The following is a 21,314-nucleotide window of genomic DNA, read 5'->3' on the forward strand; positions in this document are numbered from 1 at the left end:
ACCACCTTAGCGCTTCGATCCTTATCCCGACTCTGACTGTAACGGGTGGCTTGTAACAGCTCGACGCCTCGTATAGCGAGACGGGCACGCAAAGGTACGGAACAACCCATGAATACCGCATTTTTTGAATTTCTTGCGGCAAGACGTTCGGTCAAGCCCGACCGGCTCGCCGCACCCGCCCCAACGGCCGAAGAACTCAACAAGATTCTGACGGTCGGGACACGCGTTCCTGATCATAAAAAGCTTTCGCCCTGGCGTTTCATCGTTTTTGAGGGCGATGCGCGCGCGTCGGCTGGGGAAATCTTCGCCAAGGCCTGCGAAAAGGAAGAGCGCGAGCCGCCGTCGCATGTCCGTCTCGACATGGAGCGGGCCAGATTCATGCGCTCGCCCATGGTCATAGCGGTCATTTCATCGGTGAAGCCGCGTCCCGGTGCGCCGGAGTGGGAGCAGGTGCTGTCGGTCGGTGCGCTTTGCTTCAATCTTTGCTTGGCGGCCAATGCGCTGGGCTTCGGCACCTCCTGGCTCAGCGAGTGGATCGCCTACAGCCCCACGGTCCGCGAAGCCTTCGGCCTGTCGGAGCACGAGAAAATCGCTGGTTTCATCTATGTCGGCACGCCGATGGAGAAGCCCGAGGAACGCGAGCGCCCCAAGCTCGAAGCCATCGTCAAGCATTGGCCGGCCTGACCTTGAATCTGAGCGGTATCAGTACCGCGGCATTAAGCCAGCATTAACCATGCCCTGCCAAGCTCTCGGCATACGTGTTGGCAAACTCGATTCGGGGAGCCGCGGGATCAGCACCGCCGGCCGGGAAATCGGGAAACGGCACTTCAGACCACATCATGGCCCTCCGCGCGTGCCTCAAGCACCTGCTGGAGGGCCAGTTAGTTTCAGCCCGGCCCGAAACATACTTAATGAACTCTTAAGCTGTATAAGTGCAGGTTCGTTGACCGAAATGGTCACCGAAGGTCCGCCATGCTTTCAATTGTCGGCTTTTCCAGCACCCACACCACGGCCTTGCAGCTTCTCAAAAAAGCAAAAGGCGAGAATGACGGAGCGTCCGACCAAACGGATGGCGCGGCTGGCAGTTCGGATCCCTTCCACGATCTCTTTGCGACAAAGCTCGACGAGAATGACGGCAGCGATGAGGATCTCACCTACAAGCCAGACGCGGCGCCTCTGACTACGGCGTCGGGCTCGGTTGTCGAGCCCTTGACCGATGAGGGCGGCTTCACGGATGCGATGGGGAATTCCCTGCCTGTCGCATACACCATCAAATGGCATGGCGTTGAAGTGGCGCGCATTTATAACTCGGGTGGTTCGATGGTCGCCAATGGCTTCGATCTCTCATCCTTGGGCTGGAATGGAGAGGATCTTCCCACCGACGAAAAAGACGCTGCGGGAAACGCACTCACCGGAATGGACTTGGCAAATAAGCGCTTCGAAAAACTCACCGAATTTTTCGCGACACAGGCTTGATGCCTAATACCTGAACTGCTCCGCCAGAACGCGTTCTTCCAGGCCGTGTTCGCGGTCGAACATCATGTAGAGTTCGATCGCGCGCGCCTGCTCGATGTCGACCTTGATGACGTTGCGCGTCTCGAAATGGTCGGCCACGGCGCTGACTGGCCGCTTCTCGTGCTCCAGAACAGAGATCGTGATGCGCACCTTGCTCGGCACGATCGCCCCGCGCCAGCGCCGCGGGCGAAAGGGACTGATCGGTGTCACGGCCAGCAATTGAGATTTGATCGGCAGAATGGGACCGTGCGCCGAAAGGTTATAGGCCGTCGAACCCGCAGGCGTCGAAACCAGGATGCCGTCGCAGATCAGCTCTTCGAGCCGCATCTTGTCGTCGATGGCGACCTGCAACTTGGCGGCCTGATAGCGCTGCCGGAATAGCGAGATCTCATTGATCGCGAGGCTCTTGTGCGCTTTGCCGTTGGCGTCCGTCGCGATCATCGCCAGCGGATGGATGCGGCTCGTCTCGGCCGCGGACAGCCGCTCAAGCAGATCCTCTTCCCGGTAGTCGTTCATCAGGAAGCCAACCGAGCCGCGGTTCATGCCGTAGATCGGGATCTTGTCGTTGATGAAGCGGTGGAGCGTCTGCAACATGAAGCCGTCGCCGCCGAGCGCCACGATGACATCGGCTTCGGCAGGGTCGGTTTCGCCGTAGCGCTTGATCAGGGCCGCCTGGGCTTCGATCGCTTCGGGCACTTCGCTCGCGACGAAGGCGATGCGCTCGAATTTGTGCTTTTCTTTCGCCATCAAGGCCCTTCAGGTAAATGCTGTCGCGGTTGTAAGGCCGCGGACCAAGGCAGGGAAGCTCGCTCAAGTGCCGTCAAACGACAAGCCCCCCCATCTAGATCGTACAGTGCGGGATAGCGGAGAGTGCCGCCCGATGCCAGCCGATGGCGTCGTGATGATTTACGCGACGTTCCCGGATCGCGCCGCAGCCCTGGCTTTGGGCAAGGATCTGGTCGAGCGGCGACTGGCCGGCTGCGTTAACGTCCTGCCGTCGATGACGTCCGTCTATGTTTGGAAGGGCACCACCGAGACGGCGGAAGAAGCTGTCATGGTCGTCAAGCTCGCAGCCGAGGGTGCCGAACGCGCTGTTGCGCACATCGTTGCCAACCATCCCTACGAGACGCCCGCGGTGCTCGTCGTTCCCGTCACGGGCGGGAGCGACGCATACCTGAGGTGGGTCAGAGACGGCACCGAGATTTAAGACCGTCAATATACGCCGCCGAGCGACTGCATGAGATTGAAGCGTGTCGTGCCCGGACGCGGATCGCCATGGCGGCGCTTGCCTGAGTAAGCATAGGAATTATATCGCCGCCGTTTCTCGCTCTCGGCGCGGCGTGATTTCTTCACCTTGTGTGCGGGCGCGATGTCGGCGTCGCGCGTTACCGGGAGAGCGTCAGCCGCATCGGCGTCTTCGGAAACACTGTCGTCGTCCGGCTCATATTGCAGAGCGGCAAGCTTCGCTGACCCATTGGGTGTCACGGTAGCAGCCGGCAGCGCACCGGTGACGACGGAGGTCGAAGGCACCATCACCTCTGGCGGAAGAGGCCCACCGATCGACATGCGCCCAGGCAAGGGATCAGGCCGCGGAGCAATGGCGACCTGCGGCAGCGGATCGGTGACGACCTGATTTCTCTGCCAAGGCAGCACCTCGCGCTCGGTCGGCTTTGACGCCACAGCGCGCTCGCCAGCGCGTCCGTCGGCAAGACGCGTGATCGTCAGCCAGCGTCCATCCTGTCGCTTCTGCCGTCTCTCGGCCTGCGCGATGACCGCAGCGGGTAAGCAACGGCCGTCCCCCTGCATGATCTGTCCGGAGGGGCAGTCGGCGGAGCACATCACGTCCTGATGGCTCTGTACCAGTGCAAGCAACACGTAGTCAGGCTGATTGTACGGCAGCACGGCGTTGGCGCGATCCAGGAATGCAGCCATGGCTCGCCGTGTCGATTGTGTCCAGCTGCCGTTGATTGTGCCGCGATAGCAGCCGACGCGCTGCAATTCGGTCTGCAGGTCGCGTGCCAGCTGAGTGCGGGTCGCAGGGTCTGACGAGCCCGAGGATCGCACCGGCGACACGACCGAACGTCCGGCCGCCACGACCGTCGTCCAGGTGCTGGGCTTCGGAAGCACGACCGTCGCGACCTCGTTCGCATTGGCGGCAACCGGTTTGCGCAACGACGGAGACGTGGGCGCAAACGTCGGGATGATGTCTCGCTCCCGATAGGTACGGTCGGGCGCGACGGAAATGCGCGTGACGGCGGCGAGGTCGTCGGAAGGATCTGAGAACGGAAAGAGGTACAGGCTTCCGAGCACGATACCGGCGGTGATCAGCAGCAGTGCACCGGGGCGTGACATGACGCGACTCCACCAACCTCACTGAACATCAGTCACGCGGTCGAAAACGATCGGGCCGGAACGATGAATAGTCAGCCTCGCCCATGAAAATCGACGACGCTGCACATTCCAATGTGCAAGACCAACACGAGATGAGAATGCCTCAAGTCCGGGCGCTTGGTAAACGCACAATGCGTCATACCTTGTGACGGGCGCGACATGGGGCCGCCATGTACTCACCATGCCAAGAACGATATCCGGCACACGCCCGCCACAATCGGAGGCTTGTGCGAAACTTGCGCGGCCGGTGCAAAACCTCTTGATAACCGGGACTTTTCAACCGCTGCCGTGAGCTCGTGGACACTGTCATATGACGCCCGCGTCATAGTCGGCACGTGCTCCTACAATTCTGATTCTTCTATCGTTTCGGATTCACATCGCCTCCCGACTCAGCTACGGCTGAAAGAGAGGGGAGTTTAATTCGCGTAAGTTTTCCACTTTCGGTCCGAACCGGACGACAAAGTTTTCCACTCTGATTTCTTGCGGCGAAATCGTGGCGGAATCCTCCAGTCGGGCTTCGAATGTGGCGGCTCTGGTTTGCTTGATTGTGCGGTTTTCGCGTCGCTCGGCTGCCGATTTGTCATGGGGATGACATCGGAGCTCACAGCCGAACGAACGGAGATCATTCGCAATCTTGCTCGTTCGCGTACCGGAGCATGGTCGGCGGCACCCTCGGTCGCTGGGACCACAACGACGTGGCCGGTCTTTTTCAATTACCGACCGGCCTTCACAGGAGAGGGCAACCACGATGAGACACGTTTTAGGCGTGTTGGGGGTTCTCGCAGCAGGCGTATTGCTCGCCGTTTCCGCTGCGATGAACTGGCGTTTTGGCTTCAGTCTCGGACGAACCGAGCTCGACGGCCAAATCTACGGAGCAGCATCCGCTGCTGCCGACTGCATGAAGGCTCTTGTACCGTTTTTCTTCTTTGCCGCAGTACGCAATCGAATTTGGTCGCAAGCGGCAGCGTCCGCCTTGGTCTGGACGGTCGTAACGACCTATTCCATGACCTCCGCACTCGGTCACGCGGCGTTGAACCGCTTCGATTCGACCGGGGAACGCGCTCAGGAAGCTCAAGTCTATCAGGACTTGAGGACCGAGCTGAAGCGCGCGGAAGAGCAAGCTGCCTGGATCCCTCAGCATCGTCCGTATGAAACGGTGCAGAGCGAGATCGATGGGCTGAAGCTCGACAAGGCATGGAAGTGGTCGAAAGGCTGTACAGAAGTCACGACCAACATGCGGCGCCAGCTCTGTCAGCAGGTGACGTCTCTTGAAGCCGAGCTTGCATCAGCGGCCTCGGCCAAGAAGGCCGACGCTCATATTGCCGAGCTCAAGTCGAAGATCGATGCGACCGCAGGTACGCCTGCGCTGTCGGAAGCCGACCCCCAAGCGAAGGTTTTGACCGAGCTTGCGAACGCGTTCTTCCCGGACGTGAAGATCGAGAACGTGCAGATGGCGTTGACGTTGTTCGTCGCCCTGCTGCTCGAGATCGGGTCTGGATTCGGCATGTACGTCGCATTCAGCCAGTGGCGACTTTATGATCGCCAGCCTAAGCCCGTCTCGCCGAAGGCGCTGACGGAAGTAAGCACCGCTGCGGCAGCGGTGGCGGTTCCGGTGCTCACACCGGTGACCGTGCAAACGAAAAAGCCGCGTTCTGGCGCCAACGACAACCGGTCGCTCGAGATCGCTCTCGAAACACCCGTTGCCCCGGCGCGCGCAATCGAAGCTCCGCCCGCAGAAGTGCATCAGGCAGAGCCGACGGTTGTCGAAAGCAAGGTCGTGGCACCGGTTGCGCGCCTCGTCCCCGAGAACAACACCGAACGTTTCTACAAGGAGAATGTCGAGGTCCGTGATGGATCAAGTGTAACGGCTACTGAACTCTATGAAGACTATTGCTCTTGGTGTGACTCTAAGAACAAGGAGCCTGCAGCACTTCCGAGCTTTGCACGTGAATTCGCCGAGCTTGGCGTGAAAAAGGAGAAGGTAGCCGGACGAGTCCGGTACATCGGTATCGCACTAAAATCCGACACGGCACTCGAGGAGGTTACGAAATCGCTGACCTTCGGCACGGTCGCAGCCTAAGCGCTGCCTCCTAGAAACGAAAGGCCCGCTTCGGCGGGCCTTTTTGTTTTGGGGGGAGCAAACGCACCGATTACTTGCTCAGGATCCGGCAGCCCATCATTAACATTCGGTTCGCTCGTCCCAATCTAATCAGCGTGACTTTGGTCACATACGCCGGTGCCATATTCGGCTTTCTTGCGAAATGCAGATCCTGGAGAACTGACATGAAGAGAGCATTGGCAGTCCTAAGTTTCTTGATTTTAGGCGGCCCCGCAGTTGCCGCGCAAAGCATGACCGACATGGTCGATTTCAGCTCCGACGCCTATACGAAGGCCGAGATGAGCCGAGCGGACATCAGTGCTGCTCTCGCTAAGCTGAAAGCAGGGGAAAAGCTCGACCTCTCGGGAAAGGCGCTGAACGGACTGGATTTGTCGAAGATGGATTTGCGCCGCGTGAATCTGCAGGCCGCTCGCCTGATGCGCACCAACCTCTCGAACTCAAATCTCGACGGCGTGAACCTCGATTCTGCTTGGTCGTTGAACTCTAATTGGAGCGGCGCGCAGGTACGAGGCGCAAGCCTATTTCAAACCCAGCTCCAAGGCGCAAACCTGCAAGGCGCGGATTTTTCCGGCGCTAACGTCGCGGCAGATTTCAGTAAAGCGAATTTGCAGAACGCGAACTTCGATAAAGCCAACTTGGCGCCAAACGAGGCCAATCAGTCGATGGGACTGATGCGCGGCACATTCCGCAATTCAACGCTCGACGGCGCGTCGTTCCGCGGCGCGAACATGCGTCGCGTGCTGATCGAATTTTCTTCGCTGAAAGGCGCGGATATGACGGACGCCAACTTGGATGACGCCGAACTCGGCGGATCGAATTTCGATGGAGCGGACGTAAAAGGCGCTAATCTCTTGGACGCCGATTTCACGTCCGCCAACGTCAACGGCATCAAGAACCTTAAGCAGGCCCGCAACGCGGACAAGGCAAAAGGACTTGCCGTCGTTGAGTGAAACGACTGTCTTCTGGAGCGACGCATCATTGAGAAAGACCCGCGCTTCGCGGGCTTTTTTATGTGCAAACGCTGACAAACAAGCCCATAGCATTCGAGCGAATTCCTCTTACGGACGGGTTCGGCATTTATGCTTTTCTTATTTGGTGGGATCGGCAGGGATCTCGTTTCCCTATGATCGCAGCCTCATATCTCCGCGGTGAGCGAGGCTGCGAACGGCTGACACCCGTCAAATGCTGCATCGCAAGCGAATGTGCTCTTTGGAGGAGCATCAAATGGAAACGCATGGTCTTTTCAGAATTCACAACGGTTGGAAATGTCTCACGACGCAGGACAGCGTCAGGATTAAGTTCCCCGATGGGCAGGAAACAGAGGTTCCGGAGGACGAATATCGCGCGGCCGGATATCCCCCCGCTTTCGACACGCTACTTTGGCGAGAGACATCAGCGGAGAAAAGCTCCGCGGTCCGGCCAATCAATGACCCCAGCCTCAAGTAAGAGGCGACACAGCTCTATCTCTTCGGATACGCTGTAAAAATATAATCCTTCGCCTGCACGATCGTATGGCAGGTGAATCCGCACTTGGCGTCGTTCTCTTGGGGCGGCGTGTCGGAAGCCGTCGCGGGCGAGAAAGTATCGGTGGCCGGATCGTAGTTGAACGCCGCGTAGCCCCAACCGCCGCTGTCGGCGAAGCGCTTACTGTCCTTCTCGATGAAGTCGACGTTTTGCAGTTTGCCCGGTACCGTCGCAGGACCAGGCGAGTCCTTGCTCGGCACCGGCTTCCAATGGATCTTCGCGATCTTCGACCCTTCCGGGAACGGCTTGCCGTTTTCGGGAATACCTGACCGGTAGGCTTCGATCATTATCGGATTGGCGAGGATGACCGCCATCGCGCTTTCCGTCTGGCTGACGGCCACGGTTTGCCAGTCTTCGTAGCCTTTGAAGTCGGCGAAGGCGAGGCCGCCGGGAACTTTCAGGCTATACTTATCAGGCGCAGCGCGGACATAGCTGCCGGCGGCGGCAAGTAGCACCGCGATCATCGCGAACGCGCTAAGTAGCTTTGTCTTTGAGGAATTAGCCGTCGAAATACGCAACATGCACCAGCCTCCAGATCGGCCGGACGATGCTCCGGCCTGTACGCATGGAAGGAACGTCAATCTTAATTGCAGCAATATGATCAGCAAGCGGACCTTAGCGGCTCCCGCAATTTTGTCGAGAGACCCGTGCTGATGCCAACGTGAAAGTGCGAGGAACGAAAATCAGTCCGATGTGACAGGCTCAACCGGCTGGGCTGCATCTTTCCCGACGACCGTCGTCCATTCCCGCACCCGCCATCGTGTGACGAGGCCTTTGGTGACGTACGGGTCGGCTTTGGCAAAATTCTCCGCTACGGCAGGCGAACTTCCCGAGAAGAGCAGCATACCGCCATCCGCAGGACCGGCAAACGCGCCGCCGAGAAGCAGTTCACCCCGCTCGACGGCCGCTCTAGCCAGGACCAGATGTTCGTTGCGGAGGGCTCCACGGCGTTCCAGGTAGTCGTGAACGTAATCGTAAAAAAGAACGTAGTGCATGATCGCCCCCTTTCGTTTCTTCATTGGGGCGATACAGCCCATCCGCTGACTTACGCTCCGAGTCCCGCGACCTCCAGCGCGAACGAGAAGTTGAAGGCCGTATCCTTCAGACCGTCGAAGCGGCCCGACGCGCCGCCATGCCCTGCGCCCATGTTCGTCTTCAACAGCACGAGATTGGCGCTCGTGTTGAGCGCCCGCATCTTGGCGATCCACTTCGCCGGCTCCCAATACGTCACGCGCGGATCGGTTAGACCTGCGAGTGCGAGGATGTGTGGATAGTCCTTCGCTTCGACATTATCGTAAGGCGAATAACTGCGGATGTAGTCAAAGTCGTCCTTGCTCGTCAGTGGATTTCCCCACTCCGGCCATTCCGGCGGCGTCAGCGGCAAATCCTTGTCGAGCATCGTATTCAAGACATCGACGAACGGCACGTCCGCTATGATCGCAAGGAAAAGGTCGGGCGCCATGTTGGCGATCGCGCCCATCAGCATGCCGCCAGCAGAGCCGCCGTTGGCGACGATCCGCCCGCGCGTCGTGAAGCCTTCCGACACGAGATGCTCGCCCGCCGCGATGAAGTCGGTGAACGTATTCTTTTTCTTCTTGAGCTTGCCGTCGGTGTACCAGCGATAGCCCTTATCCTTGCCGCCGCGAATGTGAGCGATGGCGAAAATAAAACCGCGATCGACGAGCGACAGTCGCGCCGTCGAGAACGCAGCCGGCATTGCGATGCCATAGGCGCCATAACCGTAAAGGAACAGCGGTGCCGAACCATCGAGCGGCGTCGTCTTTTTGTAGAGCAGCGTGACCGGAACGAGCGCGCCGTCCTTTGCAGGCGCGAGCAGGCGGCGCGTCACGTAGTCGGCTGGATTATGTCCGCTCGGAATTTCCTGGCGTTTGCGCAGCGTGCGTTCGCGCGTGGCCATATCGTAGTCATAGGTTTCCGCAGGCGTCGTCAGCGACGAATAGGTGAAGCGGATGCGCGTGGTGTCGAATTCATACCCTGAACTCATGCCGAGCGCATAAGCCTCTTCAGCGAACGCAATGCTGTGCTCGCCGCTGAGATCGAAGAAACCGTCGGCGCTGCCGCCCGCCTTGATCGGCGTCACGACGATACGCGGCAGGCTTTCCTCACGTTCGAGCCGCGTCACGAAATTCTGGAACACGCTGACGTCGAGGATCAATCGCCCAGGTTTGTGCGGGACGATCTCGCGCCAGTTGGCTTCTTCGGGCGCGGCAACGGGCACAATCACCACGCGGAAATCTTCCGCATCGTTAGAGTTCGTCGCGATGATGAGGTTCTTGCCGTGATGCTCGACGCTGTACTGGTGCCCGACACGGCGCGGGGTCACCATCCTCGGACCGGCCGCGGGATTGTCGGCGTCGATCAGATGCACTTCGCTCGTATCGTGATCGTGAATGTCGATGAGGATGAATTTCTGCGACTGCGTTGACGACAGTCCGACGAAGAAGCCTGAATCCTTTTCCTCATAGACGAGCTTGTCTTCGGAAACCGGTGTGCCCAGTACGTGGCTGTAGACGAACAGCGGTCGCTGATGCTCGTCGACCTTGATGTAGAAAAGCGTGCGCCCATCGCTCGACCATTCGAGGCTGCCGTGGGAATCCGGAATTTCGTCGGCGAGATTTTGGCCCGTCGCCAGGTCGCGGATGCGGATCGTGTAGAGCTCCGAGCCCTTGTCGTCGGTCGCGTAGGCGAGCAGCTTGTGATCGTTCGTGTGCGCCGTTGCGCCGAGGTCCCAATAGCTCTTGCCTTCGGCTTCCGCATTGCCGTCGAGCAGGACCTGCGCATCGCCTTGCGAGCCGCCGCGCGGAATCCGGCAAAGCTGCGCATACTGGCCGCCTTTGACGAAACGCGGGAAGTATTCGAACGGCCCGTCCGGTTGCGGCACATGGCTGTCGTCTTCCTTGAGACGGGCCTTCATTTCTTTGAACAGCGTCTCCTGTAGAGGCTCGGTGTGCGCCATCATCGCCTTGGTGTAGGCGTTCTCGGCGTCGAGATGATCGCGGATGTGCCCAGCCAACTCCTGCGGCTGCCGCATCACTTCCTGCCAGTTGTCGGCCCGGATCCACGCGTAATCGTCGGTAAGGGTAACGCCATGATAGGTCGAGACAACAGGCAGACGGTGCGCCACCGGCGGGGAGGGCGGCGCCGTCTCTTCGGCAAGGGCGGTCGTGTCGGAGCTGCCAGTCGTCGGACCAGTCATCGGGCTACAAACCTTTCGATGCTTGAGTGAAGATCGGGGGGATGGTTCTCGGCCGCCCGCGGGCGCACGTCAACGCGGCTCCAGTCACCGAGTAATGATCAAATGCAGATGCTCCCACATCAAGAATTAGTAATGTCGTAATCTAATTCTGCACCGCGATTGACAATGAATGCGACCTGTAGTCAAAGCTTTCGCAAGTGAATTCCAGTTGATCTCGTCGGCTGCATTCGCGTTACTGGGGTTTCCGGCGGACTTCGTCGATTAAATCGGAAAACGGCGGGGTGTCGACATGGACGGGCGGTCCGGGCAGGTTTTTCGACCGGCAGAGGAAGCGGAAGATGAGCACATGGACAGTTCTGCCCAGCCTGAGCTTGTGACGATCACGGCGACGATAGTCGCAGCGTACGTCAGCAACAATTCGATCGCCTCGACCGAGCTTCCGAACCTGATCGCCGAAACGCACGCCGCGTTGAGCCGCGCCGCCGGGCGGACGGTGCCGCAGGACCGCGAAGAGTCAAAACCGAAGATCGCCGTCAAGAAGTCCGTCATGCCGGACTTCATCATCTGTCTCGAAGACGGCAAGAAGTTCAAATCGCTGAAGCGGCATTTGCGGACGCACTACAACTTGTCGCCGGAAGAATACCGCGAGAAGTGGGGGCTGCCGCCCGACTATCCGATGGTCGCGCCGAATTACGCCAACGCCCGCTCGCAACTTGCGAAGAAAATGGGCCTCGGCACCCGTCGCGAAAGATAATATGCATACGGTCGCCATCGCCTCTAGTGGAATAAAGATTTTTTCGTAGTCGATTGGGTTGCGTACGGGCCAATTATTTTCTGTGACGTTCCGGTGACCGGTCGCCGGGCTTGCAGCCACGAGAATGGGAATAAAGAGCAGAGCTGGTAGTTGGTGGGGTCGATCATCGCTGCATTGTTGAAGGCAGCGATCAGTTGAGCGGTCGCATTTTGAACTCGATCAGCGCGGTGGTTCATTGGGCAGATCTGTTCATGAATCTCGAAGAACAAAAATATATGGCGTTAGAGGGAATTCATACGTGGGCTCATGCCACCGTCAGACATGCTGCCGAACTCTCTAAATTTCAGCGAAGTTTCGCTGCCGGCAATTTTATTGGCGTCCGTCGAGATTTTGAAAGCGAACGCCATATCTTTTTAATCGTAGCGCATCGATTGATGTCATACATCAATTGGGCCACTGATTTAAATTTTATCGATACTCAAATTTTCAATGAGGTTAAGAGGTTCGAACTCGACATAAAGACAATGAGAGATTTGAACGAACATGTAATCGAATATTTCCGAGGTGGTGGAAGACGTCCTCAATTGTGGTCGACAGAGAATGCCGACGCGAGTTCGACCATGGGCACACGCATAGGCGACAGACTTGACTGGTTAGAAGTTAAAGATGCTGTCGAGACGCTTATCAAAAAATCGCCGCCTTATTACCATCCCGCTGCATAGATATAGCCCGCAGTTCAGCGCGTTCTTGCTTTAACAATCTGGCGAGGCGGGAGTGCCGCGTCAGATCGTAGGCGCGGTCTCCGGCAATGCCGCGGCGGCGCTCTTTCCGCAATTCCCGTTCGATGATGGCGATAATTTTTCGCCGACCCTGATCCGTGCGATCGCCAATTTCCTTCGGCCAAACGGGCAAAAGTTGCAAAGCATCCGGCGCGTAGTTGGACTCTGGCTTGCGAAAGACGGAGCGCCCCGCATCGCCGGACGTCGTCTTGTGTCGATTTGATACGCAGTTGTGCATGACTGGCGACTGTGAGGCCGCCGACGAACGCGGGGATAACTTTCCCAAGTGTCGCCGCCGATAAGGTGAACGTAAGCGCTCGAAAAAAACTTATCCCCGCTGTATCGGGCGCCCGTATTCTGCTCGGCGATGACACAACCGAGACGAATGGCCAGACATGTTCACTCATCCGCGACGGGCGTTAACGTCCGTACGACTGTCAGACCATGGGAAGAAGGGATGACACGGGCCTCGCTTTTGTCGGCCCTGAAGACGCGACAGCGTCTTGTGGCCGATCGCCAAACGGCGGACGACCTGCGCCACCGCCAGACGCGCGTTGCAATCGACCTTGCGATTTCCAACGTCTTCGGCGTTGATGCAGACCTCCTCTGGAGTGGCACACGCGGCGTTCGAGACATCGCCGAGGCGCGTCAGGTCGCGATGTACCTCGCGCATGTTTGCTGCCGCATGTCGCTGACGGAAGTCGGCACGATGTTCGGCCGCGATCGCACCACCGTCGCGCATGCCTGCCTTAAAGTCGAGTGCCGCCGCGACGATCCGAATTTCGATCGCGCGCTGGATGTTTTGGGCTGGGCGTTGCCGACGCTCGTCCAGCGCGACGTAACCACCAATCGGATCAGTCCCCGCGAGGAGATCGAGGAACATCAATGGCTGTAGGAAACACGCGCCGCAACGCAGTCAACGCGCAAGAGGGAAGTGCTACGCCGACGCGCAACCTTGCCGAAAGTCCGCTGGCCTGGCTTGCTCGGCGCAAGGATAAGGACGGACAGCCGATGCTGACCGACGCCGAATTCGACGCTGGCGAAAAGCTCCGCGCGGACTTCTGGTTCGCTCAAATGACGCCGCGCACGACCGCAAACTGGTCGCTTCTGCTTTCAGGCGGCGGTGGCGGCAAGGGCGCGCCGGACATCGGTCCCGACATCCGCGATGCCGTTGTCGCGGCGAAGGAGCGTGTGAAGCGCGCGCTGGCGGCCGTCGGTCCTGATCTCGCCGGAGTTCTGATCGATGTCTGCTGTCACTTGAAAGGTCTTGAAGCCAGCGAGAAGGCAAGCGGCTGGCCGCAACGCTCGGGCAAGATCATCCTGCAGATTGCACTTCGTCAGTTGGCGCGCCATTACGGAATGCTGCCGCCACCGACCACTGCCCACGCCGATCGTCCCGTCCGCGTCCGCCACTGGGGCGCGAGCGACTACCGCCCTGAGATCGATCCTCGGTGAACCTGCCTCCTCGGAACAAGCCCAAGGGCATCATGTCGATATCTTGCGCGCGCTCCCTCGCCATCGTCATGCCGACGGAGGTCGGCACCCAGGCAAGCATCATCGCAACGAATGTTTGGTGCCTGGCTGGATCCCGGCCTCCGCCGGGATGACGGTGGTTAGATGTCTCCATTTGCCATGCGGAGCCGACTAGCAAACTCTATCCTCCGGCCGAGCCCGAGGGATGACGTCGTGCTCGCTTACTTCGCGGATTTGCCCGCCTTCCGGCCCTTACCTGAGCGAGGCGGCTCCGCCGCTTCGTCCGGTAGATCGGGAATGATGTACTTCCAGTAGTTTTCCTGCTTCACGCGCCGCTCGCTCATGGCGAAACTGCGGACCGAGATCCCCGCCTGATGCACCGTCTCGTCCGTGCCGGAGACCAGCGGATGCCACCACGGCAGGTCGCCACCCTCACCGACGATTCGGTAAGCGCACGACTTCGGCAGCCACGACAGCTCGCGCGCACGCGGAATGTCGATGGCCAGGCAGTCCGGCATTTTCTCGAAGCGGTTGGGGTAGTCCTTGCAGCGGCAAGTGCGGACGTCGAGCATGCTGCAGGCGAGCCGCGTCAGATAAATCTGCGCCGTGTCTTCGTCTTCGAGCTTGACGAGACAACAGCGCCCGCAGCCGTCGCACAGCGCCTCCCACTCGTCGCGACTCATCTCTTCGAGCGTTTTTGTGCGCCAGAACGGTGGATCGTTGCCGTCCAACATCAGGTCTTGCTCTTCCCTTCTGGCTTGAGCCGGGATAACCACAATTTTGTCGACTTGCGACGTCTAACGTCGGCAAACTCGCTTTGCGGCGCGTCCGGCGGATGCGTCGCAATTGCTGTTGCAAATAAAATTCTTGCAGTAAAGGGCTTAAGCCCGCGTCTCGCGCGTGACAAGAGCGACTTGATACGATCGACGCCGGCAAGGGATGGCGCTTCTTGAACGACTGGTTTCACAAGCAGGGCGGACGGGATCGCTTTATCGATTGGCTCGCCATTGATTCGAAGCTCAATTCGTCGCTCGGGGATGCCTGGTCGCGCATCAAGGACTATTGGAACGCTGGCTCGAGCTTTTTCGCGCGCTTTCAGCTTGTCGGCTGGCGGCGGCTGCTGAACGAATTTGCGTCCGAAAGCCTGACGATGCTGTTTGGCGGCTTCGTCGTGCTTTATGGCTTGGCGCTGCCCGCCTTCCAGGAGTTCGACGAAAGCAAGTTTTCGACTGGGCGCTATGCCGTGACGTTCCTCGACGTCAATGGCAATGAGATCGGTCGCCGCGGCATCCTGCACAACGACTCCGTGCCGCTCAGCGAAATACCGGATGTGCTCATCAAGGCGACGCTCGCAACCGAAGACCGGCGCTTCTTTGAGCATTACGGCATCGACGTCTTGGGCACGCTGCGCGCGTTGGTCACCAACGTGCAGGCAAACGAGGTGGTGCAAGGCGGCTCGACCTTGACGCAGCAGCTCGCAAAAAACCTGTTCCTGTCGTCAGAACGATCCGTCCAACGCAAGATCAAAGAGCTGTTTTTGTCGTTCCTGCTCGAAAGCCGGTACTCGAAGAAGCAGATCCTGAAACTCTATTTCGACCGCGCCTATCTGGGCGGCGGCACCTTCGGTGTCGAAGCCGCCTCGCAGTACTATTTCGGCAAGTCCGTCCGCGACATCAACATGGCCGAAGCTGCGGTGCTGGCCGGCCTCTTCAAGGCGCCGACGAAATATTCGCCGTTGGTCGATCTGGCGGCGTCGCGGGCACGAACCAATCAGGTGCTCGATAATCTCGTCGAGGCTGGATACTACACGGCAGGGCAGGTGCACGCCGCGCGCATGAACCCGGCCAAAATCGTCGAGGCACGGGCGACGAGCAGTCCGGACTGGTTCCTCGATTGGGCTTATGAGGAAGTGCAACGCCTCGCCGAAGGCAAGAACCAATACGTACTGACGGCGCGGACGACGGTCGATCCCACGCTGCAACGTCAGGCACAGGAAGCGCTCAACGCGGCACTCCGCAAGGACGGCAAGGCCGACCGCTTTGACTCCGGCGCCATCGTCGTGATGGAAACCGACGGAAAGGTCCGCGCTCTCATCGGTGGCCCCGATTACGGTGAGAGCCAGTTCAACCGCGCGACGCACGCGAAACGCCAGCCGGGATCGTCGTTCAAGGTCTATGTCTACGCAACGGCCATGGAGAATGGTTTCACGCCGGATACGATTGTGCGTGATGCCTCGCGGTCGTGCGGAAACTGGTCGCCGTCGAACTACGGCGGCGGTGGTGGATCGGGCGCACGCATCCCGCTGTGGAGTGCGCTGGCTCGCTCACTCAACACCGTTGCAACTGAGTTGTCGTTCGTCGTCGGCCGCGACAAGGTTGTCGAAATGACCAAGCGGCTCGGCATCGAAGGCGTCAAGAAGACCTGCTCGATGGCGCTGGGGGACGGTGGCCTGACCGTGCTTGAGCATACAGGCGGCTTTGCGACGTTCGCCAACGGCGGCAAGCTCGCCAAGCCCTATGGCATTCTCGACATCACGACATCGAAGGGTGATCTTCTCTATTCGCGCGAGCGCGACGAGCCTCCGGCGCCGCAGGTGATCTCGCGGCACGTTGCAGAAGAGATGAACGTCATGCTCAACCGCGTCGTGACCCAGGGCACGGGCGGCATGGCCAATCTTGATTTCACCAACGTCGCTGGCAAGACCGGCACGTCCACTGGACCGAAAGATGCGTGGTTCATGGGCTTCACCGGCAAGTACGTGGCTGGCGTATGGATCGGCAATGACGATAACCGGCCGATGCGCACTGGCGTAACCGGCGGACATCAGGCGGCGCCGCTCTGGCATGATGTCATGACGGTGGCGCACACCGACATGAACATTCCGACGATCCCCGGCCTCGCACCGCATCCGCGGCAGGTCGAAGAACAGCAACGGCTCGCCGAACTCAGAGCACAGCAGGTGGCCGCCGGATTGGAACCTGCACAGACCGACGCGTCCAAGCCGCAGAGCATAATGCCGCCAAAGACACGCGAGGTCTTGAAGGTCCTGACATCGGCGCTGCGCAAGGCAAACGACGAGGGACCGGCGCCCGCACCGGGCAGCGGCGGCGCTTCGCATTTGCCGCTTCCGGTCGATCCAAAAGACATGCCGCAGCCCGCGACCAAGCCGGATCGGCGCGCGACCTTGTTCGGTACCTCGCCGGATGGTCTGTCGCCACCAATTGCAGCTAGCGGCTCCGGCGCGAGGAACCCGGCCACAGCAGTGCCCTGACGGCGGATGCGATAGGAAAGCAAAACGAACGTGGCATCGATCGGACTTGAACCTGCGGCTGCCCCATCGAGACTGAGCGTCTTGCGCGCGATCGTCGGCATTATCGTACGTGCCGTGACGGTCGTGCTCGTTGTCATGCTCGCGATCGGCGCCGGTCTATGGTCAAGCCGCTATATGATTGCGCGGGGCTCACCGCTGTCTGTCGCGACGTATGGACCATGGCAGCAATGGCCGCGCATCGGCCGAGAAAGCGCCGATCCCTACACCAAGGCGCACATGATCTCGACCGGCAAGCTTCGGATCTCGTCCGACAGCGCAGGTGTGTTCGAAGCGCGAACGGATTCAGAAGGCGCGCGGCTGCACTCGTCGTGCAATTACGTCGTCACCGGCGCGAACATGCACGGGCTCTGGTGGAGCATCGGCGTGTTCGACACGCGCGGCAATCTTATCGCAAACGATGCCGATCGCTACGAGTTTACCGCCGACACCATCGCCCCCAATCCGAACGGCTCCTTCGTCGTCACGCTCGGACGTGACGCGCGTCCCGGCAACTGGCTGCCGACAAGCGGCGCGGGCCGTCTCGTGCTGGTGTTCACGGTGCTCGATCCCGCGACCGGCCTGTCATCGGAAGAACGCGCCGAACGCAATAAAGATTTGCCGATCATCAAGCGCGAGGGCTGCTCATGAGGTTGTTGCGCAGCTTCGATTGGCGATTGCTCATCATCTTCTTCCTCGTCGCCGGGATCGTGCATCTCGTCATGACGTTCCTCGCTGTCAACGACACACGCGCCTCCGCCTATACGCGGCTCGCCCATGCCTATCCCAAGAACAAGATGACGATTGCGGACGCCATTGCGCCCCGGCGGCAACCGCTGCCGTTCCTGGCACCTGACGCGCGCTATGCATTCTGTCCGTTCGAAACGAAGAACGGCACGATGCGCGTGAAAGCCCTGTTGCCCGATCTCGGCTGGACGATCGGCGTCTATGCGCCCGACGGCACGAACCTCTACTTCGCCGCTGCATCTGCGGATCGCGAGACGACGATCGACCTGTCTATCATTTCGTCAGAGGATCGCTTTCAGGGATTACCGGTGACGAACCCTGCGAACATCGACCCGCAGCAGACGATTGCCGCCGCGAAGGGCCTCGTCGTCGTTCGTGCTCCCGACAAAGGTGAACCCTACCGCGCCGACGAACTCGCGGTGCTCGCCAAAGCCGCCTGCAAACTCGGCGGCGCATGAGTTTGTCATAGACGGCCACTCAGCGGCCGTGACAGTGGAGGGCGGGGGCGTACACGCCGCCCGTCATTCTCGGCGTCATGCCGGAGGATCGATTTCACTTCTAGCCTCTGCGCGATGAAACCGCGGACCGGCTTTACCCACATCACGATCGCGCAGGAAGCCATCCACGACAGCAATCCCCGCGCAAAAGCCGGACGCGCGTGCATCAGCTTTCGAGTTCTGGCTCGTTGCGGTGACGCTGCGCTTTGCGTTGGTCGTCCGCATCCTCTTGGCCGGTCCGCTCGTAGATATCCCGCTCGTACCGGACACCGGGAAACAGAACGATTTCTGCAGATGCTACCGCCCCGCACACTGACAGCATCGATGCTGCCGTGGGCCTCGGCGCGGACTTGAATTCCAGTATTGTCGCCATGGACAATCCCCCCAAGACGCGAGCATCGCTCGCATCGTGCGGCACTTCCCCGCCATGAAGGCTCCCGCCACGGGACTTAAATCACGATACCAATGTGGCGAGTATGCGCTGCGGCCGCCAGAATCATCGCATCAGATGAATTACAGTCGTCGAGAAGTTAAGAGCTTGTAAACGGCGGAAATGTCCGTGCCATTCTGCGCGCGGCGCGCTGTGGCTATTTCATCAATTCATCGCCGAGGAAGTTGCGGCCCTCGCGGTCTTCGATCTCGACAACCCAGATGTCGCTGTCGAACCCGGCCTCGCGATTGAGCATGGCTTCGGCCTCGGCTTCGGGCACGAACTCGCTTTTGAAGCGTGGCACCCACCGGCGGTCGAAGTCGGCATCGTCGAGGCCCGCTGGCGCTGGCGAGAAGACGGCAGCGGAGCCGTCGGCCCGCACCACCTTGATGAAAATCGCCCCGGCGTCGTCGTCACCATGGCGCGCGATCACACCCATCGCGCCGTTGTACTGACAGCGACGCAAATAGGCTTTGACCCAGATTTCAGATTTAAGACGCATGCGGCCACGTTAGCAAAAGATCGCGGGCGGGCTCTAGCGGCTTGAAGCTTTGGCGATGGCGTCACGCCGCGCCTTGGGCTCGCTTTTCAGGCGGAGCAGGCGGCTTTCCATCGGCCCCGAAATGCGGCCCGTGATTTTCAGCTTCTGATCCGTCTCGAATTCGCGGATGGCGCGCGCGAGTTCCGGCGTCAGCGCCGGACCGGGCACGCCGGTCTGATAGCCGAGGCCCGCGAGCTGCTGCTTGACGGTCCGCACGAGGCTCTCGGCATCGGGCGTCATCGTCTTGCCGGGACGCGCCGAGCTTTGCGACAACGATGACGACCCGAGGATCAACTGGCTCAGCAACTGATCGCTCGGCTCGCTCGTCAGGACGAGGCCGTTGTCATATTCGTAGGCGAAGATGGCGGCGCGGGTCACGAGACCCAGAATGCCGTCGGCCGGGCCTGGCTCGTAGTTGATGTTGTTCAGCTCGCGCTGCACGCCCTTCGTGATCTCGGCGCGAGCTGCGTCGTCGCTGGTGCTGAGCGGGGCGGGCGGCAGAACGCCGTCTGCAGACTGCGTCGGCGCGCCGGGGCCAGGGTCCGTCGGTCCTAGAATGATGCCGGGACCGTCGACCCACGCCGTACGGTCGGTGGTGATGCCGCCGGTTTCGATGCCGTTGTTCGTCTTGGCGCCGGTATTCTGGAAAACGAGCATATTCAGCGCTACGCTCGTAGTCGCCAGCAGCGACACGATGGCTGCAAGCTTTCGGTCCCTCTCGGTCATGTGCCTACGTTCCCTCGTTCCCCCGAGAACGATTATCGGGGCCAGCCGTTAAGACCTCCTTAACTGTCGCTTAAAGCGGTTTCAGACTCGTTAAAACCGCCGCCCGCATTCGAAGCAAATGCGGTTCAAATTGTGCGGCGCAGGCTAGCTTAACCTTGATGCGGAGCTGGTATCGATGAGGGTGAGGGGAAAAGCCCTCGTCCAATCCGCTTCCCGTGCCGGGCGTGTCCTGGCCGTCAGACGCGAAGGTTTGTGTTATGGGTTTGTTACGTCTAGCCACTGTCGCCGCAATCGGCATCGCGCTGCTTCCTTCCGACAAGGAACAGCAGCAGCATCTGTATGAGCGCGCCGGAGCGACAGCTGAATGGGTCGTCACCTTCTGCGACCGCAACGCCACCGTATGCACCAAGAGCGCCGAGCTGTGGACCCAGTTCGTTGCCAAGGCGCAGTTCGGCGCTCAGCTCGCCTATGAGATGGCGAAAGAGCATTACGCCGGCGACGGCATGAACACGGCGAGCCTGAAGCTCGACGATACCAAGACCGGTGGCCGCCTCGCTCCGGCCGTCCTGGAACGCGACAGCGGCACTCTGACGCCGCTCGACAAACAGCCCGACTGGCGCGGCAAATCCGCGAACCGCAACGGTATTTGACGGCTAAGCGGCGCACCGCGCCGCCTGCACTCCGGCTGTCGCCCTTGCCCTTTCCCTGTCCGGCCCCCTATGTGTAGGGAAACGGTCCGACGTGGTCGGGATCGAAGCCGGGATTTCTCCATGACGCTTGACGACATCCGCGCCGATTTCGCGCTCCTCGACGATTGGGAGGACCGTTATCGCTATGTCATCGAGCTTGGCAGGGCGCTGCAGCCTTTCCCGGAAGAGCTTCGGACCGAGGCGAACAAGGTGCGCGGCTGCGCCAGTCAGGTCTGGCTGGCGACGCGGCGGATCGGTGACGCGGGAAAGCCAAGCGCCGGCGATAAGCTTGAAATGCAAGGCATGAGCGACGCCCACATCGTGCAGGGGCTCGTTGCGCTGCTGTTCATCATCTACGACGGCAAAACGCTCGATGAAATTCTGAAGACCGACGCCGAAGGCATTTTCGCGAGCTTGGGCCTCAAAGAACATTTGACGCCGCAACGCTCCAACGGCCTCGCTTCGATGGTGAAGCGCATCCGCGCCGACGCTGCCGAAATGCTCGCGGCTTAAAATTCGTTGCGTCTAACGCTTTATAAAAATTTCGCCAAACTTATCCCCGCTCTACCCGTGCGGATTATACTGTCCGGTTGATTTTAATTTCT

Annotated in this window: 23 protein-coding genes; 14 read left to right on the top strand and 9 right to left on the bottom strand. The window is 59.9% G+C overall.

The window, feature by feature from the left end; genetic code table 11:
* Positions 1 to 108: 108 nt before the first annotated feature.
* Both RLW55_RS14200 and RLW55_RS14205 read left to right on the top strand, forming a co-directional pair.
* The gene (locus RLW55_RS14200) at positions 109 to 684 is read left to right on the top strand and encodes a nitroreductase family protein (protein WP_409560149.1); all 576 of its coding nucleotides are present in this window, start codon (positions 109 to 111) and stop codon (positions 682 to 684) included.
* Between the two features lie 288 nt (positions 685 to 972).
* Positions 973 to 1,476: a hypothetical protein gene (locus tag RLW55_RS14205; RefSeq protein WP_423414519.1), complete on the top strand. Its 504-nt coding sequence runs from the start codon at positions 973 to 975 to the stop codon at positions 1,474 to 1,476.
* Between the two features lie 3 nt (positions 1,477 to 1,479).
* On the opposite strand, the gene RLW55_RS14210 is transcribed toward RLW55_RS14205, so the two are convergent.
* Positions 1,480 to 2,262, bottom strand: a complete 783-nt coding sequence (locus RLW55_RS14210) for an NAD kinase (protein ID WP_013948038.1) — start codon at positions 2,260 to 2,262, stop codon at positions 1,480 to 1,482.
* A 133-nt stretch (positions 2,263 to 2,395) separates the two neighbouring features.
* Between RLW55_RS14210 and cutA the strand changes: the two genes are divergently transcribed.
* On the top strand, positions 2,396 to 2,722 hold the full coding sequence (cutA, locus tag RLW55_RS14215; protein WP_409560146.1) for a divalent-cation tolerance protein CutA: 327 nt from the start codon (positions 2,396 to 2,398) through the stop codon (positions 2,720 to 2,722).
* Between the two features lie 5 nt (positions 2,723 to 2,727).
* On the opposite strand, the gene RLW55_RS14220 is transcribed toward cutA, so the two are convergent.
* On the bottom strand, positions 2,728 to 3,867 hold the full coding sequence (locus tag RLW55_RS14220) for a hypothetical protein (protein WP_423414520.1): 1,140 nt from the start codon (positions 3,865 to 3,867) through the stop codon (positions 2,728 to 2,730).
* Between the two features lie 787 nt (positions 3,868 to 4,654).
* Between RLW55_RS14220 and RLW55_RS14225 the strand changes: the two genes are divergently transcribed.
* Complete coding sequence (locus tag RLW55_RS14225; protein WP_423414521.1) at positions 4,655 to 5,986, top strand: hypothetical protein; 1,332 nt, start codon at positions 4,655 to 4,657, stop codon at positions 5,984 to 5,986.
* A 203-nt stretch (positions 5,987 to 6,189) separates the two neighbouring features.
* Entirely contained in the window at positions 6,190 to 6,975 is a 786-nt protein-coding gene (locus RLW55_RS14230) for a pentapeptide repeat-containing protein (RefSeq protein WP_423414522.1), read from the top strand.
* A 510-nt stretch (positions 6,976 to 7,485) separates the two neighbouring features.
* Here the strand turns inward: RLW55_RS14230 and RLW55_RS14235 are convergent.
* The 3 genes from RLW55_RS14235 to RLW55_RS14245 form a co-directional block, all read right to left on the bottom strand.
* Complete coding sequence (locus RLW55_RS14235) at positions 7,486 to 8,070, bottom strand: cytochrome P460 family protein (RefSeq protein WP_423414523.1); 585 nt, start codon at positions 8,068 to 8,070, stop codon at positions 7,486 to 7,488.
* A 162-nt stretch (positions 8,071 to 8,232) separates the two neighbouring features.
* Entirely contained in the window at positions 8,233 to 8,544 is a 312-nt protein-coding gene (locus tag RLW55_RS14240; protein ID WP_423414524.1) for a YciI-like protein, read from the bottom strand.
* Between the two features lie 50 nt (positions 8,545 to 8,594).
* Positions 8,595 to 10,766 carry a S9 family peptidase gene (locus RLW55_RS14245; protein ID WP_423414525.1) on the bottom strand — a complete coding sequence of 724 codons (2,172 nt, stop codon included), beginning with the start codon at positions 10,764 to 10,766 and terminating at the stop codon, positions 8,595 to 8,597.
* Between the two features lie 346 nt (positions 10,767 to 11,112).
* Here RLW55_RS14245 and RLW55_RS14250 point away from each other — a divergent pair, with 346 nt between their 5' ends.
* The 4 genes from RLW55_RS14250 to RLW55_RS14265 all read left to right on the top strand — a co-directional run bounded on the left by RLW55_RS14250 (position 11,113) and on the right by RLW55_RS14265 (position 13,754).
* Positions 11,113 to 11,520, top strand: a complete 408-nt coding sequence (locus RLW55_RS14250) for a MucR family transcriptional regulator (protein ID WP_024275924.1) — start codon at positions 11,113 to 11,115, stop codon at positions 11,518 to 11,520.
* 251 nt (positions 11,521 to 11,771) lie between these two features.
* A complete protein-coding gene (locus tag RLW55_RS14255; RefSeq protein ID WP_423414526.1) occupies positions 11,772 to 12,242 on the top strand; it encodes a hypothetical protein in 471 nt (156 codons plus the stop codon).
* A 514-nt stretch (positions 12,243 to 12,756) separates the two neighbouring features.
* Complete coding sequence (locus tag RLW55_RS14260) at positions 12,757 to 13,194, top strand: helix-turn-helix domain-containing protein (RefSeq protein WP_409560138.1); 438 nt, start codon at positions 12,757 to 12,759, stop codon at positions 13,192 to 13,194.
* Positions 13,185 to 13,754: a DUF6456 domain-containing protein gene (locus RLW55_RS14265; RefSeq protein ID WP_409560137.1), complete on the top strand. Its 570-nt coding sequence runs from the start codon at positions 13,185 to 13,187 to the stop codon at positions 13,752 to 13,754. Before RLW55_RS14260 ends, RLW55_RS14265 begins: the two co-directional genes overlap by 10 nt.
* A 239-nt stretch (positions 13,755 to 13,993) precedes the next feature.
* Here RLW55_RS14265 and RLW55_RS14270 read toward each other — a convergent pair whose 3' ends face one another.
* Positions 13,994 to 14,506: a YcgN family cysteine cluster protein gene (locus tag RLW55_RS14270; protein WP_409560136.1), complete on the bottom strand. Its 513-nt coding sequence runs from the start codon at positions 14,504 to 14,506 to the stop codon at positions 13,994 to 13,996.
* 215 nt (positions 14,507 to 14,721) lie between these two features.
* Here RLW55_RS14270 and RLW55_RS14275 point away from each other — a divergent pair, with 215 nt between their 5' ends.
* Genes RLW55_RS14275 through RLW55_RS14285 form a run of 3 tightly spaced genes read left to right on the top strand, consistent with a single transcriptional unit; the run spans position 14,722 to position 18,284 of the window.
* Positions 14,722 to 17,043, top strand: a complete 2,322-nt coding sequence (locus RLW55_RS14275) for a transglycosylase domain-containing protein (RefSeq protein ID WP_409560135.1) — start codon at positions 14,722 to 14,724, stop codon at positions 17,041 to 17,043.
* A 30-nt stretch (positions 17,044 to 17,073) separates the two neighbouring features.
* Positions 17,074 to 17,730: a DUF1214 domain-containing protein gene (locus RLW55_RS14280; protein WP_409560134.1), complete on the top strand. Its 657-nt coding sequence runs from the start codon at positions 17,074 to 17,076 to the stop codon at positions 17,728 to 17,730.
* On the top strand, positions 17,727 to 18,284 hold the full coding sequence (locus tag RLW55_RS14285; protein ID WP_409560133.1) for a DUF1254 domain-containing protein: 558 nt from the start codon (positions 17,727 to 17,729) through the stop codon (positions 18,282 to 18,284). Before RLW55_RS14280 ends, RLW55_RS14285 begins: the two co-directional genes overlap by 4 nt.
* Before the next feature lie 205 nt (positions 18,285 to 18,489).
* On the opposite strand, the gene RLW55_RS14290 is transcribed toward RLW55_RS14285, so the two are convergent.
* From RLW55_RS14290 to RLW55_RS14300, 3 genes are all read right to left on the bottom strand, one after another.
* Positions 18,490 to 18,696, bottom strand: coding sequence for a hypothetical protein (locus RLW55_RS14290; RefSeq protein ID WP_423414527.1), 207 nt, complete (start codon positions 18,694 to 18,696; stop codon positions 18,490 to 18,492).
* Positions 18,697 to 18,910: 214 nt separating this feature from the next.
* Positions 18,911 to 19,255: a DUF1491 family protein gene (locus RLW55_RS14295; protein ID WP_013948021.1), complete on the bottom strand. Its 345-nt coding sequence runs from the start codon at positions 19,253 to 19,255 to the stop codon at positions 18,911 to 18,913.
* A 33-nt stretch (positions 19,256 to 19,288) separates the two neighbouring features.
* On the bottom strand, positions 19,289 to 20,020 hold the full coding sequence (locus RLW55_RS14300) for a peptidoglycan-binding domain-containing protein (RefSeq protein ID WP_409560131.1): 732 nt from the start codon (positions 20,018 to 20,020) through the stop codon (positions 19,289 to 19,291).
* 257 nt (positions 20,021 to 20,277) lie between these two features.
* On the opposite strand from RLW55_RS14300, the gene RLW55_RS14305 reads away from it, so the two are divergent.
* Together RLW55_RS14305 and RLW55_RS14310 are read left to right on the top strand one after the other, a co-directional pair.
* Positions 20,278 to 20,670, top strand: coding sequence for a DUF5330 domain-containing protein (locus RLW55_RS14305; RefSeq protein WP_409560130.1), 393 nt, complete (start codon positions 20,278 to 20,280; stop codon positions 20,668 to 20,670).
* Positions 20,671 to 20,790: 120 nt separating this feature from the next.
* Positions 20,791 to 21,222, top strand: a complete 432-nt coding sequence (locus RLW55_RS14310; protein ID WP_423414528.1) for a SufE family protein — start codon at positions 20,791 to 20,793, stop codon at positions 21,220 to 21,222.
* The last annotated feature ends 92 nt before the right edge of the window (positions 21,223 to 21,314 follow it).

This window comes from Hyphomicrobium sp. B1 (assembly GCF_049532635.1).
Classification (GTDB): Bacteria; Pseudomonadota; Alphaproteobacteria; order Rhizobiales; family Hyphomicrobiaceae; genus Hyphomicrobium_B.